This window comes from Chryseobacterium oryzae, assembly GCF_022811665.1.
Taxonomy (GTDB): Bacteria; Bacteroidota; Bacteroidia; order Flavobacteriales; family Weeksellaceae; genus Chryseobacterium; species Chryseobacterium oryzae.
The window spans coordinates 2,822,576-2,838,962 of record NZ_CP094529.1; the positions used below are offsets into that span (position 1 = coordinate 2,822,576).

Annotated in this window: 13 protein-coding genes; 10 read left to right on the forward strand and 3 right to left on the reverse strand. The window is 35.4% G+C overall.

Annotated elements, in window-relative coordinates; translation table 11 throughout:
• Nucleotides 1–167 precede the first annotated feature (167 nt).
• Nucleotides 168–1,463: a phenylacetate--CoA ligase family protein gene (locus MTP08_RS12830; protein WP_243577759.1), complete on the forward strand. Its 1,296-nt coding sequence runs from the start codon at nt 168–170 to the stop codon at nt 1,461–1,463.
• A 49-nt stretch (nt 1,464–1,512) separates the two neighbouring features.
• On the opposite strand, the gene MTP08_RS12835 is transcribed toward MTP08_RS12830, so the two are convergent.
• A complete protein-coding gene (locus MTP08_RS12835) occupies nt 1,513–2,757 on the reverse strand; it encodes an NAD(P)/FAD-dependent oxidoreductase (RefSeq protein ID WP_243576275.1) in 1,245 nt (414 codons plus the stop codon).
• Between the two features lie 98 nt (nt 2,758–2,855).
• Between MTP08_RS12835 and MTP08_RS12840 the strand changes: the two genes are divergently transcribed.
• From MTP08_RS12840 to MTP08_RS12870, 7 genes are all read left to right on the forward strand, one after another.
• On the forward strand, nt 2,856–4,373 hold the full coding sequence (locus MTP08_RS12840) for an HAL/PAL/TAL family ammonia-lyase (RefSeq protein ID WP_243576276.1): 1,518 nt from the start codon (nt 2,856–2,858) through the stop codon (nt 4,371–4,373).
• A 48-nt stretch (nt 4,374–4,421) separates the two neighbouring features.
• A complete protein-coding gene (fabG, locus tag MTP08_RS12845) occupies nt 4,422–5,153 on the forward strand; it encodes a 3-oxoacyl-ACP reductase FabG (protein WP_243576277.1) in 732 nt (243 codons plus the stop codon).
• A 133-nt stretch (nt 5,154–5,286) separates the two neighbouring features.
• Nucleotides 5,287–6,507 carry a beta-ketoacyl-[acyl-carrier-protein] synthase family protein gene (locus MTP08_RS12850; RefSeq protein ID WP_243576278.1) on the forward strand — a complete coding sequence of 407 codons (1,221 nt, stop codon included), beginning with the start codon at nt 5,287–5,289 and terminating at the stop codon, nt 6,505–6,507.
• Between the two features lie 4 nt (nt 6,508–6,511).
• Nucleotides 6,512–6,766, forward strand: coding sequence for an acyl carrier protein (locus MTP08_RS12855; protein WP_243576279.1), 255 nt, complete (start codon nt 6,512–6,514; stop codon nt 6,764–6,766).
• A 109-nt stretch (nt 6,767–6,875) separates the two neighbouring features.
• Nucleotides 6,876–7,760 (forward strand): LpxL/LpxP family acyltransferase, encoded by an 885-nt coding sequence (locus MTP08_RS12860; RefSeq protein WP_243576280.1) that lies wholly within the window; start codon nt 6,876–6,878, stop codon nt 7,758–7,760.
• A gap of 152 nt (nt 7,761–7,912) precedes the next feature.
• A complete protein-coding gene (locus tag MTP08_RS12865; RefSeq protein WP_243576281.1) occupies nt 7,913–9,427 on the forward strand; it encodes a phytoene desaturase family protein in 1,515 nt (504 codons plus the stop codon).
• A gap of 10 nt (nt 9,428–9,437) precedes the next feature.
• Entirely contained in the window at nt 9,438–11,114 is a 1,677-nt protein-coding gene (locus tag MTP08_RS12870; RefSeq protein ID WP_243576282.1) for a C45 family autoproteolytic acyltransferase/hydolase, read from the forward strand.
• A 25-nt stretch (nt 11,115–11,139) separates the two neighbouring features.
• Here the strand turns inward: MTP08_RS12870 and MTP08_RS12875 are convergent, their stop codons facing one another.
• Both MTP08_RS12875 and rho read right to left on the reverse strand, forming a co-directional pair.
• Entirely contained in the window at nt 11,140–11,736 is a 597-nt protein-coding gene (locus MTP08_RS12875) for a superoxide dismutase (protein ID WP_209388512.1), read from the reverse strand.
• A 175-nt stretch (nt 11,737–11,911) separates the two neighbouring features.
• The gene (rho, locus tag MTP08_RS12880) at nt 11,912–13,729 is read right to left on the reverse strand and encodes a transcription termination factor Rho (RefSeq protein ID WP_243576283.1); all 1,818 of its coding nucleotides are present in this window, start codon (nt 13,727–13,729) and stop codon (nt 11,912–11,914) included.
• A gap of 144 nt (nt 13,730–13,873) precedes the next feature.
• Between rho and MTP08_RS12885 the strand changes: the two genes are divergently transcribed.
• Both MTP08_RS12885 and MTP08_RS12890 read left to right on the forward strand, forming a co-directional pair.
• Nucleotides 13,874–14,263, forward strand: coding sequence for a DUF4293 family protein (locus tag MTP08_RS12885; protein WP_243576284.1), 390 nt, complete (start codon nt 13,874–13,876; stop codon nt 14,261–14,263).
• 277 nt (nt 14,264–14,540) lie between these two features.
• Nucleotides 14,541–16,379 carry an ABC transporter ATP-binding protein gene (locus tag MTP08_RS12890; protein ID WP_243576285.1) on the forward strand — a complete coding sequence of 613 codons (1,839 nt, stop codon included), beginning with the start codon at nt 14,541–14,543 and terminating at the stop codon, nt 16,377–16,379.
• Nucleotides 16,380–16,387: the final 8 nt, after the last annotated feature.

Sequence of the window (16,387 nt, forward strand, 5' to 3'; positions counted from 1 at the left end):
ATTTAGTGAATTTTAACGGTTTATAATATATGTTTTATTTTGATGTCATCAGCCGAAAATTTTGAAATTTAATTTTTGAAAAATTACAGTAATTTCTCATTGTAATGGCTTAAACTTTAGATCTGTTAATTTTAAATTAAATAAATTTGTCTTTAAAAAGTAAGCCTTTGGAACTCTATCCGTCAATCGAAAAATCCGACATTCAGGAAATAAAAGCTTTTCAGGAAAAAAAACTGAAAGAAGTTTTACAGTATCTTGAAGCAAATTCACCTTTCTATCAAAAATTATTTAGAGAAAATAATATCAATATTTCTGAAATTCAAAAGCTGGAAGATTTAAAGAAAATTCCCACAACTTCAAAAAATGATATTCAGCAGAATAATCAGGATTTTTTTTGTATTCCGCTTTCACAAATTGTAGATTACAGTACGACTTCAGGAACGTTGGGAGATCCGGTGACTTTCGGTCTTTCTGATAAAGATCTGGAGAGAATTGCCTATAATGAAGCGATCTCTTTGGCTTGTGCAGGTATTCAAAAAGGTGATGTCGTACAAATGGTTACTACTATAGACAAGCGTTTTATGGCAGGTTTAGCATATTTCTTAGGTTTGAGGAAAATGGGAGCCAGCGTTGTGCGTATGGGACCGGGAATTCCTGAACTGCAATGGGATTCTGTTTTCAGGTACAAGCCGAAATATCTAATCACCGTTCCTTCTTTCCTTTTGAAAATGATAGATTATGCGGAGAAAAATAATTTAGATTATAAAAAATCGAGCATTTACGGAGCAATATGTATTGGTGAAAGTATCAAAAATCAGGATTTTACGGATAATATTCTTGCTACAAAGATTAAAGAAAAATGGAATATTCAGTTATATTCCACGTATGCTTCTACGGAAATGAGCACGGCTTTCACAGAATGTGAATTTCAGAAAGGAGGTCATCATCACCCGGAATTAATTATTACAGAAATTCTTGATGACAATGAAAATCCAGTGAAAGAAGGAGAAAGCGGCGAATTAACGGTCACGACTTTAGGGGTAGAAGCACTTCCTCTGTTGAGATTTAAAACAGGAGATCTGGTAAAAGCCCATTATGAACCTTGCGATTGTGGCAGAAATACCATGCGTTTGGGACCGGTGGTTGGCAGAAAACAACAGATGATTAAATATAAAGGAACTACACTTTATCCGCCTGCAATGAATGATATTCTGAATGATTTCAACGGGATTTCTTGCTATCAGATCGTCATTCAATCCAACGAAATTGGTTTGGACGAAATTATTATAAAACTGAGTACAGAAACCAATTCGGAAAATTTTGAGAATGAAGTGAGAGATCATTTCCGGGCAAAATTAAGGGTAAGTCCGAAAATTGAAATCGTAGATTTTGATGTTTTGTCTAAAATAGTTTTTCATCCTAACAGCAGAAAACCAATTACGTTTGTAGATTTAAGAAGTTAAAAAAATTACAATGCATAGATTGCTGCTTCTCCGAAAGAAAAGCCAATGTTTATGCTTTTTCCTTTTCAGCCTTAATAAATTCAGCCAGATTTTTAATGGCAGAATCGTGTATTCTCACAAACGTATTTTTCTTGTCCCAGACATAGCCAGCGAGAACCGCACAGATTTTTCTCTTGACATCGGGGTTCTCTGGCTGGTGGAAAAATAATTCCTGAAGATTTCCGGTGTACCATTCTTTTACATAAGTGGTAAAAACATCCACGCCGTACAAAATGTAATCTGCGTAGTCTTTTTGCCAGTCGATTTTTTCACCGTTCAATTGTCTTAAGGCCAATTTTGCAGCAAGCATTCCGGATTCTGTGGCAAAAGCCATTCCTGAAGAGAAAACAGGATCCAGAAACTCAGAAGCATTCCCGGTTAGCGCAAAACCGTCTCCGTATAATTTTTTTACCGAACACGAGTAATCTTTTAGATGCTTAGGCTCAAACAAAAATTCTACATCACCAAAACGTTTCACGTAATAATCGGACAAAGAGATTGCCTTTCTCAAAGCTTCTGCAGGATCTCCGTTTTCGGAAAGTTTATCAATATACTCAGTTGGACCAACAATTCCTACACTGGTATTTCCGTTCGAAAATGGGATTACCCAAAGCCAGACTTCAGTTTCTATAATATCGAAAGAAATAAGTGTTCCCTCTGTTCCTTCTTCTCTGTTAATGTCTTTTATATGAGAAAAAATAGCAGAATGAGGGGATAATTTTGATGGCTTTTCCAAATCTAAAAGTTTGGGCAACACTCGTCCGTAACCACTGGAATCTATGACGAATTTGGCATGAATTTCTTTAGTGTCACCGTTTTTATCTCTAACAGTGGTGATAGAATCTGTTCCGCTGAACTCAATTCCTATAACTTCCGTCTCAAACTCAAGATCTATCCCTTTGTTAATGACTTCCTGTGCAAGTGTATTATCAAAATCTGCCCTCGGAACCTGCCAAGTCCAATCCCAGCCTTCTCCAAATTTATTACTGAAATCAAAAATGCAAACCTCTTTGCCACGCAGAAAACGGGCTCCGAGTTTTTTTTCGAAACCCATCTTATCCAATGCGGGGAAGAGCCCGGCTTCATCAAAATGATCCATCACACGAGGAATAAGGCTTTCACCTACTACAAGCCTTGGGAATTTTGTCTTTTCAACAACTTTTACATTGATGTTGTTCTTCTTTAGAAATGCAGAAGATACGCATCCCGAAGGACCGGCTCCAATCACAAGAACGTCAACAAATTCTTTGTTCATCTTCAATTTTTTATTTTGATAATTACTTATATCTTTGTCAAAATATAGAGTAGAGATTTTAAATTTCTACAAAATTAGCCATTATTAGTTTTTAATTAATGAAAATAAACGATTTTTTAAAGCTGAAAGATTTTCAGGAAGTTATATTCAACGATAAAGAAATTGATCTTGATGAATCTCTCATTGCAAGAGTAGAGGCAAGTTTTCAGTTTTTGAAAGAGTTTTCAAAAGATAAAATAATTTATGGAGTCAATACTGGTTTTGGTCCTATGGCACAGTTCAAGATCAGCGATGAAGACAAAAATCAGCTCCAGTACAATCTTATAAGAAGCCATTCTTCGGGTATAGGAAATCCACTGCCTGAAGATGAAGTGAAAGCTGCCATGTTAGCAAGACTAAACACACTTTCCAGAGGAAATTCGGGTGTTCATACGTCGGTTGTCTTTTTGCTTAAAGATTTGATAAACAGAGATATTACGCCACTTATTTTTGAGCATGGCGGTGTTGGGGCAAGCGGAGATTTGGTACAGCTTGCTCATTTGGCTCTGGTATTGATTGGGGAAGGTGAAGTATTCTATAAAGGTGAAAGAAAATCAACGAAAGAAGTTTTTGGGATTGAAAATTTACAGCCTATCAAAGTAGAAATACGTGAAGGTCTTGGCTTGATGAACGGAACTTCTGTAATGTCGGGAATAGGGATTGTAAATGCACACAAAGCAAGAAAACTTACCGAAATTTCTCTGCAGTTTTCGTGTGCAATTAATGAGCTTGTTCAGGCGTATGACGATCATCTTTCTGAATCTCTCAATAACACTAAAAGACATATCGGGCAGCAAAAAATTGCTGAGAAAATGAGAAATCATCTTGCAGACAGTAAGCTGATCAGGAAAAGAGCAGACCACCTCTACACCCGTTTTGATGAACAAGAGAAAATTTTTAAAGACAAAGTTCAGGAATATTATTCAATACGGTGTGTTCCGCAGATTTTAGGCCCTGTTTTAGATACTTTAGAATTTACAGAACAGATTTTGGAAGACGAAATCAATTCTGCGAATGATAATCCTATTATTAATGTAGAAGAGCAGCATGTTTACCATGGCGGAAATTTCCATGGCGATTATATTTCTCTGGAAATGGATAAACTGAAAATTGTGGTTACAAAACTGACAATGTTGGCAGAAAGGCAGCTTAATTATCTTCTAAATGCAAAAATTAACGAAATTTTCCCTCCATTCGTAAATCTGGGTAAGCTGGGTTTCAATTTTGGAATGCAGGGCGTTCAGTTTACAGCAACTTCCACAACGGCAGAAAGCCAGATGTTGTCAAATCCTATGTACGTTCACAGTATCCCGAATAACAATGATAATCAGGATATTGTAAGCATGGGAACCAACGCTGCGGTGATCTGCAGAAAAGTAATTGAGAACGCATTCGAAGTACTTTCCATTGAGGCAATTACCATTGTGCAGGCAATAGAATATCTTGGTTTCCAGGATAAAATTTCTTCAAAAACAAAAGAACTGTATGATGAGATAAGAAACATTATTCCTGCTTTTTCGGATGATATGGTCATGTATCCTTATCTGCAAAAAGTAAAAGATTACCTTAAAAAGTAATAGGTTTAAAGTTTTGAAAACCAATTAAATAAAACTAAAACAAAACACATGAAATGTGCAATCATAACCGGCGGTTCCAGAGGGATAGGAAGAGCAATTTGCCTTAAGCTAGCGGAAGAAAAAAATTACCATATTTTAATTAATTATACTTCCAATGAAGCTGCCGCAAGTGAAACTTTAGAAAAGGTTAAAGCTCTAGGTTCTACAGGAGAAATCTTGAAATTTGATGTTGGGAATGCCGAAGAAACCAAAAATATTTTAACAGAATGGCAGGAAACTCATCCCAATGCCATCGTGGAGGTCATTGTAAATAATGCCGGGATTACCAGAGATGGCTTGTTTATGTGGATGAGTACTGAAGACTGGAACTCTGTGATTAATACAAGCCTGAACGGTTTTTACAACGTCACCAATTTCTTTATCCAAAAATTATTACGAAATAAATACGGAAGAGTCATCAATATGGTTTCCGTTTCCGGCGTGAAAGGTACGGCTGGGCAAACGAATTATTCTGCTGCAAAAGGAGCTTTGGTAGCCGCTACAAAAGCTTTGGCACAGGAGGTTGCCAAAAGGAATATTACCGTAAACGCTGTTGCTCCGGGCTTCATAAAAACAGATATGACGCAGGATTTTAACGAAGATGAGTTGAAGGCAATGATTCCCGCCAACCGTTTTGGTGAAGCGGAAGAGGTGGCAGATCTGGTTGCATTTTTAGCATCAAAGAAGTCATCTTATATTACAGGAGAAATCATCAATATCAACGGAGGAATTTATTCGTAATTAATGTATATTATTGCAATATAACAATGTACCAAATTAATGTAAAAGGATAGCAATATAACAATTTACCAATCTGATTCGGCTTTGTAAAATTGATGCATCGGTACATTATTAAATTGTTAAATTTAAAAAGATGGAAAACAGGGTTGTGATTACCGGAATGGGAATTTATTCCTGCATAGGAACTTCTTTGGAAGAGGTGAAAGAATCTCTCTATCAGGGCAAATCCGGTATTGTTTTAGACGAAAACAGAAAAGAATTTGGCTTCCGCTCGGGTCTTACCGGCGTGGTTCCGAAGCCTGATCTCAAAAACCTTCTCGGCAGAAGACAGCGCATCAGTATGGGTGAAGAAAGCGAGTATGCTTACATCGCTACGCTCGATGCATTGAAACAGGCTAATATCACGCAGGAATTTTTAGATGAGAATGAGGTGGGTATTTTATATGGAAATGACAGTGTTTCTCAGGCAGTTGTAGAGTCTATCGACATTGCAAGAGAAAAAAAAGACACAACACTCATGGGCTCGGGAGCAATTTTCAAGTCGATGAATTCTACTGTTACGATGAATCTTTCAACCATTTTTAAATTAAGAGGGATTAATCTTACCATCAGTGCAGCTTGTGCAAGCGGTTCTCACTCGTTAGGTCTTGCTTTTATGATGATTAAAAATGGCTTTCAGGATATGATTATCTGTGGCGGAGCACAGGAAACCAACAAATATTCGATGGCGAGCTTTGATGGGCTGGGCGTTTTTTCTGTTCGTGAAAATGAGCCTACAAAAGCATCAAGACCTTTCGATTCTGGAAGAGATGGTTTAATTCCCAGCGGTGGTGCTGCAACTTTAATTGTTGAAAGTTTAGAATCTGCTCAAAAAAGAGGAGCCAATATTATTGCAGAAATTGTCGGCTACGGATTTTCTTCCAACGGCGGTCATATCTCTACTCCTAATGTAGATGGTCCTGCTTTGGCCATGAACAGAGCATTGCAACAATCTGGTTTGCAGGTGAAAGATATTGATTATATTAATGCTCACGCTACGTCTACCCCAATTGGGGATGCTAATGAAGCAAAAGCAATCTACGAAATTTTCGGTGATGAAGTTCCCGTAAGTTCTACAAAATCAATGACGGGGCACGAGTGTTGGATGGCTGGAGCAAGCGAGGTGATTTATTCTATCCTAATGATGGAGAACGATTTTGTGGCGCCGAATATCAATTTGGAAAATCCTGATGAAGAAGCACAAAAGATAAATTTAATCTCCGAAACCAAAAATCAAAAAATTGACGTATTTTTGTCGAATTCTTTTGGATTTGGCGGAACCAATTCCGCTTTAATCGTTAAAAAATTTGAATAAAAACATGGAAAAAGAAAAAATTGTTGCCATTGCAAATGATTTTTTAATCAATGAATTTGAGGTAGATGGAGACGAAATAAATAACGAGGCACACTTCAAAAAAACTTTGGGATTAGACAGTTTAGACTATATAGATTTGGTAGTGGTTATCGAATCTAATTTTGGCGTAAAACTGGGCGAAGCAGATTTTAAAGACATCATCACTTTCGACGATTTCTATTCGACGATTGAGAAAAAAATTGCAGAAAAAAACGCTTAACTATTGATTAAAATTTTACTCAAAAATGTAATAATATAACATCTGACAGTAATGCAATATTTAAAGAGATTGCTGTTTTGTCAGATTGATACATTATTAAACTAATGCTATGAACAAATGGAAAGGTAAATCTAAAGGTACTATTTTAGGGTACCGGATTTTTGTTTGGTGCATTAGGAATTTAGGCATCCGCAGTTCATATTTTGTACTTTATTTTGTTGCATTTTATTACTTTTTATTCGAAAAGAAAAGCAACAGATATTACAGGTATTATTTTCAGAAACGCCTTAAGTATGGTTTTTGGAAAACAAAGCGTTCTCAATTTAAAAATTACTTCACATTCGGGACCATTTTAATCGATAAAACTGCTATTTCAGCTGGTTTGCGCAACAAATACACCTATGAATTTGACGGAATTGAAAATTTAAAAAACCTTTTATCAGAAAAAAAAGGCGGCGTCCTCATCAGTGCACACATCGGAAATTTCGAAGTGGCAGAACATTTTTTCGCAGAGATAGATTTCGATTGTCAGATTAATTTAATCACAACAGATCAGGAAGTTACCATTATAAAAGAATACTTGGAAAGCGTTTCTGTGAAGAAAAGCAATATGAAGTTCATTTACATCAAAGAAGATATGTCGCATATTTTCGAGATTAACGAAGCACTTTCAAAGAATGAACTCATCTGCTTCACAGGCGACCGTTATTTCGAAGGTTCAAAATTTTTGGAAGCTGATCTCTTGGGAAAAACTGCCAAATTTCCTGCCGGTCCATTTCTTATAGCTTCCAGGCTGGGCGTTCCGGTGGTTTATGTGTATGTGATGAAAGAAAAAAATCTACATTATCATCTTTATGCAAGAGTTGCCCAAAATATCAAAAAGAGAGATTCTCAGGGACTTTTAAACTCCTACGTTCAGAATCTTGAATCTATGGTGAAAAAATATCCGCTTCAATGGTTTAATTACTTCGATTTTTGGGACGATGTAGATTAAAATTTAATATTTTTAGGGTACTTTTTCATCCACAAAAGGATTTGCGATTAGGATATAAACAACTCCACACATAAAAATTCCCCTCCCTTGGAGGGGTTCGGGGTGGTTTTATACATATTTAAAATAAAAACGGAAGTCAAAATATCTTAAAATTGAAAAAACATTACGACATATTAGTCATCGGGAGCGGTATCGGAGGGCTTGTTTCCGCATTGATCCTTGCAAAAGAAGGCTTGAAAGTCTGTGTTTTAGAAAAAAATAATCAATACGGCGGTAATCTTCAGACATTTTCCCGTGATAAGCATATTTTTGATACCGGAGTTCATTATCTTGGCGGACTTTCCGAAGGGCAAAATCTTCATCAGTTTTTTTCTTATCTGGAAATCATAGACGACCTTGAACTTCATAAAATGGATGAAGATGCTTATGATAAAATCACTTTCGGCGATGATAAAACCGAATATCCTCATGCACAAGGTTATGAAAATTTCGTAAAACAACTTTCTTTACATTTTCCTGATGAAAAAGAAAATCTGGAGAATTATTGTGAAGAAATCCAGCGGGTTTGCAGTAATTTTCCCAGATATAATGTAGTGGGACAAAACAGGTATAATGAAGAAGTTCTTCATCTGAATACCAAGAGATTTATCGAGTCCATTACCGCAGATAAAAAATTGCAGGCGATTTTGTTGGGTTCCAATTTTCTCTATGCTGGTGATTCTGAAAATATCCCTTTTTACGTACATGCTTTAACGGTAAATTCTTATATCCAAAGTGCTTATAAATGTTCAAAAGGCGGAAGCCAGATTTCAAAATTACTCATCAGAAAATTGAGGGAATATGATGCTGATATTTTTAAACATGCTGAAGTTTCTGAAATGATCTTTGACGAAAAAGATATTCTTAGAGGAGTAAAAATACGTTCGGGGAAACAGGTTTATTCAAACCTGTTTATCTCAAATATTGAAATTCGTTCCATCATCAAATTGATCGGAGAACATCGACTGAAAAAATCATTTGTCAATAGAATTAGCAGTTGGGAACCGGTTTCTTCGTGCTTCAGTGTTTATTTTGTTTTAAATCCGAACACCATTTCAAACTTTAATTATAATGTTTATCATTTTTCGTCTAAAGATTTAGTTTGGAAAGCTTTTCAATATAAAAAAGAAAACTGGCCGGAAACCTACATGCTTTCATCAACGCCATCTAAGAAAAATCAAGAATTTGCAGAGAGTTTAACGGCAATTTCCTATATGAGCTTTGAGGAGGTGAAAGAATGGGAAAAGACTTTCAACACGATTGCTGATGAACGTGAAAGAGGAGAATGGTACGAAAAATTTAAAAATGAAAAAGCCGAAAAAATGCTTCAGGCTTTGGAAAAAAAGATGCCTCATCTTAGAGAATCCATAAAAAGCATTTATACCTCATCACCACTGTCATATCGGGATTATATCGGAAGTTTTGAAGGAAATATGTACGGTTATTCAAAAACCTCAGAAAACCCTTTAAAAACCATGGTTTCACCACGTACCAAGATTCCTAACTTATTTCTCACCGGTCAGTCAGTGAATATGCACGGGATTTTGGGTTGTACTATTGGTGCTTTCAACACTTGTGCAGAGATTTTAGGTAAAGAATTGATTGATGAACGTCTGTCAAAATTGTAAAGTTTAACCGATGAAAATTAAAACAATAATTTTTTTCATTCTGATTCTGCATCTTACTGGTTGCGGAACAAGAAACTCGGTGAAGCACCTTCCGGATATAAAGCAATATTCTTTAGAAATTCCGAAAGTTCAGAAAATCAACGATTCTACCTTCAGTTTTAATCAAAATTATTTAACCAAAAACAAACAGCAGCTTTGGGAGCTTTATATCAAAGGAAATTCTTTACAGCTGGGTTATAACAACGGAGCTCTAACACAGAATTTAATGCAGAGACAGGAGGAAATTTTCTTTTCTAAGGTAGAAAATTTTGTTCCATCAAAATTTAAGCAGAATCTTCTGAGAGGTTTTCTCAAATGGTACAACCGAAAAATGTACCTGAATGTACGCAACGATTTTCAGGCAGAATTGTTCGGTTTATCTCGATATTCATCGGATCAATATGATTTTATTGCACCCAAATTCAGAAGAGCTATGTATTTGCATGGTGCACATGATATTGGACATGCTATGCAGGATTTGGCAATGGTAGGATGCTCGTCTTTAGCCGTCTGGGGTGATAAATCGGAAGACGGCAATCTGCTGATCGGAAGAAATTTTGATTTTTATGTGGGCGATGATTTTGCCAAAAATAAACTGATAGAATTTGTAGAACCGGAAGAAGGAATTCCGTACATGTCTGTAAGCTGGCCCGGAATGATTGGAGTGGTTTCTGGGATGAATAAAGAAGGTATAACAGTCACAATTAATGCCGGGAAATCTAAAATTCCGTTGGTAGCTAAAACACCTGTTTCGTTCGTTACAAGAGAGATTTTACAGTTTGCCAAAACTATTGACGAAGCCATTGCCATCGCAAAAAAACGAAAGGTCTTTGTGTCCGAATCTATTTTGGTAGGAAGTGCCAACGACAAAAAAGCACTTACTATTGAGGTTTCTCCAGATAATTTTGGCGTTTATGAGGTTGAAAATTCCAATACATTGGTTTGTACCAATCATTTTCAGTCTGCGGCTTACAAAAACGACAAGCGGAATCAAAAGCAGATTGCAGAAAGCCATTCCGAATATCGTTATGAAAAATTACAGGAGTTTTTAAATGAAAATAAAAAGTTGAATCCTGAAAAAATTGCTAAAATTCTTCGAGATAAATCTGGTTTGAAAGGAGAAAAAATCGGATATGGAAATGAGAAGGCTTTGAACCAACTTTTGGCGCACCACGCAGTGATTTTTTCGCCGGAGAAAAGGCTGGTCTGGGTTTCTTCTAATCCGTATCAGTTGGGAGAATTTATCTGTTATGATTTGAATGAAATCTTCTCTGATAAGCAATTGAAAAATGGAAAATTTGCCAAATCGGAATTGAATATTGCCAAAGATCCTTTTGTTGATTCTCAGGAATATAAAAATTATGAAGAATTTAAAACTCTTAGCACTCAGTTTGACGGTAAAAAATTGCTCTCAGATGAGTTTATCAATCATTATCAATCTTTGAATCCGGATTTTTGGTTCGTGTATAATCAGTCTGGAAAATATTATTATGATCAGAAACATTATTCTAAAGCAAAATCAGAATTTGAAAAAGCTTTGACTAAAGAAATCACCACCATTCCGGATAAAAAGAATGTTGAGAAATATTTGAACAAAACATTAAGAAAACTCAATTATATTAAAACAAAAAAAGCTCAGATAAACTGAGCTTTAAAATTTATATAATCGGAGATTATTTGTTGAACAATTCTTCAACTTTATCCCAGTTAACTACATCAAAAAATGCAGAAACGTAATCTGGTCTTCTGTTTTGATAGTTTAAATAATAAGCGTGTTCCCAAACATCCAATCCTAAAACCGGAGTACCTTTCACATCTGCAACCGGCATTAATGGGTTATCCTGATTTGGAGTAGAAGTTACCGAAACAGACCCGTCTTCATTTTTTACAAGCCAAGCCCATCCAGAACCAAATCTTGTTTTAGCAGCATCAGAAAAATCATTTTTGAATTTCTCGAAACCGCCATAATTTTCAATGGCAGCTTTTACGCTTCCTACTGGTTCTTTACTTCCTCCTGGAGTTAAAATTTCCCAGAACAATGTATGGTTAAAATGTCCCCCTCCATTATTTCTTACTGCCGGCTTTTCTACAGCAGTTTTGCAAATTTCTTCAATAGATAATGCGTCTAAATCTGTACCTTCAATTGCTTTATTTAGATTGTCTACATAAGCCTGATGATGTTTTGTATGGTGAATCTCCATTGTTTTTGCATCAATAGTCGGCTCTAATGCATCATAAGCATATCCTAATTTTGGTAATTCGAATGACATAAGTTTTGTTTTTAATGTTAATATGTAAATTTAGCCAATATTCAAGCCAAGTTCAAAAAAACAGTATTATTTTAATAAATCTTTAACATTGATATTTTAATTCGTGAATAAGATTCCAGGAAAATAAAAAAGCACGGAATTAATCCGTGCTTAATAAATGAAAACTAAATTTCGTTTATTTATTCATAGACATTAGGAATTCTTCATTATTCAGAGTTCCTTTAATGTTTTTATTTACAAATTCCATAGCTTCCACCGGATTCATTTCAGAAAGGTATTTTCTAAGAATCCACATTCTTTGCGAAGTTACTTCATCCAAAAGTAAATCGTCTCGACGCGTACTGGATGAAACCAAATCTATGGCAGGATAAATTCTTCTGTTGGCAATTTTTCTGTCTAACTGAAGTTCCATATTTCCTGTACCTTTAAATTCTTCAAAGATAACTTCATCCATTTTAGATCCTGTATCTATTAAAGCAGTTGCAATAATCGTTAAAGATCCGCCACCTTCAATTTTTCTTGCCGCTCCGAAAAATCTTTTCGGTTTATGAAGTGCATTGGCATCAACACCACCAGAAAGCACCTTTCCGGAAGCAGGAGTTACGGTATTATAAGCTCTTGCCAATCTTGTAATAGAATCTAAAAGAATTACTACATCATGGCCACATTCTACCATTCTTTGTGCTTTAGCCAAAACAAGATTGGCAACTTTTACGTGTTTATCCGCAGCTTCATCAAATGTAGATGCAATTACTTCGGCATTCACGCTTCTTTCCATATCGGTTACCTCTTCAGGTCGCTCGTCTATCAAAAGAACCATCATGTAAACTTCAGGATGATTGGATGCAATAGAATTAGCAATATCTTTCAGTAACATGGTTTTACCGGTTTTAGGCTGAGCGACAATCATTGCTCTCTGACCTTTTCCTATCGGTGCAAAAAGATCTACAATTCTTGTGGATATGGTAGAATTATTTCCTGCAAGATTAAATTTTTCTTCGGGGAAAAGCGGCGTAAGATATTCAAAAGCCACTCTGTCTTTAATGAAAGCCAAATCTCTACCGTTTACTTCGGTAGGTTTCAGAAGAGAAAAATATTTTTCTCCTTCTTTTGGCAAACGTACAATTCCCGTTACAGTATCTCCGGTTTTTAAACCATAATTTCTTATCTGAGCCGTAGAAACATATACATCATCCGGCGAAGAAATATAACTGAAATCGGATGATCTTAGAAACCCGTAATTATCCGGTAAAATTTCTAAAACTCCTTCTATACTTACCATTCCATCAAAACTGAATTCCTTTTTAGGCTCAGATTCTTCATGTTTTTCTGAATTCCTGTTAGGATTTTGGTTAGGATTATGATTAGGGTGATTGTTCTGATTTCTATTTTGAGAATTTCCGTTATTTTGATTCGGATGATTCTGACCTTTTTGATTTTGAGACTGACCTTGTCCTTGTGGTCTTTTAGGCCTTTCTTCTTTAGCCTGAACTGGCTGAGAATCTGCATTTACAGGAGTTTCGGAAGTTTCCTCGACTGTTGTTTCTGTTTTTGGAGTAACAGAAACTCTTTTTCTTTTTTGCTTTGGAGCGTTTTGCGGTTTTTCTTCAGAAGTTTCTTGAGCTTCTTTGTTTTCGGGAACTTCAGGCAAAACAATTTCTTCTGGTTTTATATCATCCTGTGTTGCAATCTGCGTTTCCTCTTCTTTTGCTTCGGGCTCTGCAACTGGCTTTCTGGTAGTCTTCTTAGGAGCAGGTGTTTTTCTGGAAGTGTTTTTTACAGGTTTTTCTGCAGTTTCTTCTACTTTGTTTTCAGAAACTTCTGTAGAACTGAAATATTCTTTTGTTACCTTAGGGTTAGAAGCCTGAAAATCTAAAATCGCAAAGATTTTATCATTTTCATTGCTTGTTCTTGCAACCTTCACGCCCAAATCCTTTAAGATTTTAGTCAACTCCGTAACGGATTTTGACCTCAACGTTTCTATGTTAAACATATATTATGTAAAAATGTAATTAATTGTGAGTAAGAAAAGTAAGTCGGGTGACTTTTGTTTTCAAGTACATTGTATAATGCAAATCTACACTTATTTTTGAATTTTGCAAAATTTATATTATTTTTGCTGAGAATTTTAAATTCTATGCTACAAAGAATACAGACAATTTGGATGTTACTTGCCGTTTTGGGTGCAGTATTTCTATTTATAACAGGAAAGGATGTAGATATTTTCGGAGCATTTCCGGTAATTGATGTTGCATCTGTTATTCTTGTTTTACTGGGTGCATTCAGTCTGTTCAGCTTTAAAAACAGAAAGAGACAATTAATGCTGAATACCATCTGCATTATTATAAACGCTTTGTTGATTGGCATATTGGCGTACTGGTTGCAAAATTTATCCGGAGGAATGAATTTTCCTGAGAAGGGTATTGAGCCAATTTTCCCGTCTATCGCTGTAATTTGTTTGCTTATCGCAAATATTTTTATCCGAAAAGATGAGAGGCTCGTAAAATCTGTAGACAGGCTCCGATAACCTAACAACGATTTTTTGAGTGAGAACAGCTTCTTTATAAGGAGCTGTTTTTTATTTACCTAAACACTCCATTCAATCTGAAATAAAAATGCTCTGCTTGAAACATTTTTCAAAAAAAAGTTACTTATATAAAGTAAATAATTTGTTTACAACGTCAATCAATATAACCGATTTTTGAAAACAGGAAATTTAATCCCGAATAAAAAGTTATTAATAGTATACTAAAAATGTTTCATCATTATATTTTTAAGTATTTTTGCTAATCCAATTATAATTAATGAACGAATATAAAAAAATACTCAAGTTCGCAAGACCGCACCGTAAATATATCTACGGAAGTTTATTTTTCAACTTACTATACTCCGCATTTCAGATTGCTTCTTTGGGAACAATTTTACCCGTTTTGGGAATGCTTTTTGGCACTATTAAACGTGAAAAGTTCGAGGCTGTACCAGTATATTCCGGGAATCTAGTCGATTTATTTAAATATCTAAAATCATACGCCAATTATTATATACAAACTTTAGTGGATGATTATGGTACTTTAAATGTTTTGGCTTGGCTTTGTTTCATCACTGCATTTATGTTTTTTCTAAGAAACTTATTCAGATATTTAGGTTCTTATCTTTTGATTAATTATCGTGTAGGCGTTACTAAAGACCTTCGAGGTGAAATGTACCGTAAAGTATTATCTCTACCTGTATCATTTTTTACAGACAGTAGAAAAGGCGATATGATGTCGCGTATGTCTAATGACGTTGGCGAAGTAGAAGGAAATATTTTAGGTAGTTTGGTGGAATTAATCAATGCTCCGTTTATGCTAATTAGCACATTACTTAGCTTGTTTTGGTTAAGTCCAGAAATGACACTGTTCTCCCTTCTCGTTTTACCCGTAATGGGAACTCTTATTGCTTTGATTGGCAAAAGCCTAAAAAAAGATTCTCATGAAGCCCAACATGAAATGGGAACTATTTTTTCTATCGTAGATGAGACCTTAAAATCTTCTAAAGTAATTAAGATTTTCAGTGCTGAAAAGATTATGAACAACCGATTTATGGGTTCTATGAACAAATGGATCAACAGTTCCATAAGATTGGGAAGAAAAAAAGAACTTGCTTCGCCCATAAGCGAATTTTTAGGGTCTGTTACTTTCTTAATTATTGCGTGGTATGGCGGTAAACAGATTGTAGTAGAACATAGCATTGCTCCGCAAGAATTTCTTGTATTTTTAGGAATGTTCTTTCAAATCTTACCTCCGGTAAAGAGTTTATCTTCTTCTATTTCTAACATTCAAAAAGGTGAAGCTTCATTGCATAGGGTTCTGGAAATTCTTGAAGCAGATGTAAAAATAGAAGAAATTGCAGAGCCTGTTTCAATTTCTACTCTTGATAATCAAATTGAATTTAAAGACATCGGATTTTATTATGATAAATCTAATTTAATTCTAAAAAATTTCAATCTCACAATTCCTAAAGGAAAAACCGTCGCATTGGTTGGACAAAGCGGAAGCGGAAAAACTACAATCGCTAATCTTCTGGCTCGTTTTTATGATGTTTCGGAAGGCGAAATTTTAATTGATGGTGCCGACATCAAACATTTAAAACTTACAGAATATCGTAAGCTTTTAGGGATGGTTACTCAAGAATCTGTCCTATTTAATGATACTGTATATAATAATATTTTAATGGGCAAACCGGATGCAACAAGAGATGAAGTTATTGCCGCCGCAAAGATTGCCAACGCAGATACATTTATTTCTCAGCTTCCTAATGGTTATGAAACCAATATTGGTGATGATGGTGGTAAACTTTCGGGCGGACAAAAGCAAAGAGTTTCCATTGCAAGAGCTGTTCTCAAAAACCCTCCTATTATGATTTTGGACGAAGCAACCTCTGCTTTGGATACAGAATCTGAAAAATTTGTACAGGATGCACTAGAAAAAATGATGGAAAACCGTACTTCACTGGTAATAGCCCACAGACTTTCTACCATTCAGAAAGCAGATTGGATTGTTGTGATGGAAAAAGGCGACATCATAGAACAGGGAAGCCACCAAGAACTTATGGCAAAAAATGGAGTTTATCATAAATTGGTAGAGCTTCAAAATTTCGATTAATTCGTTGC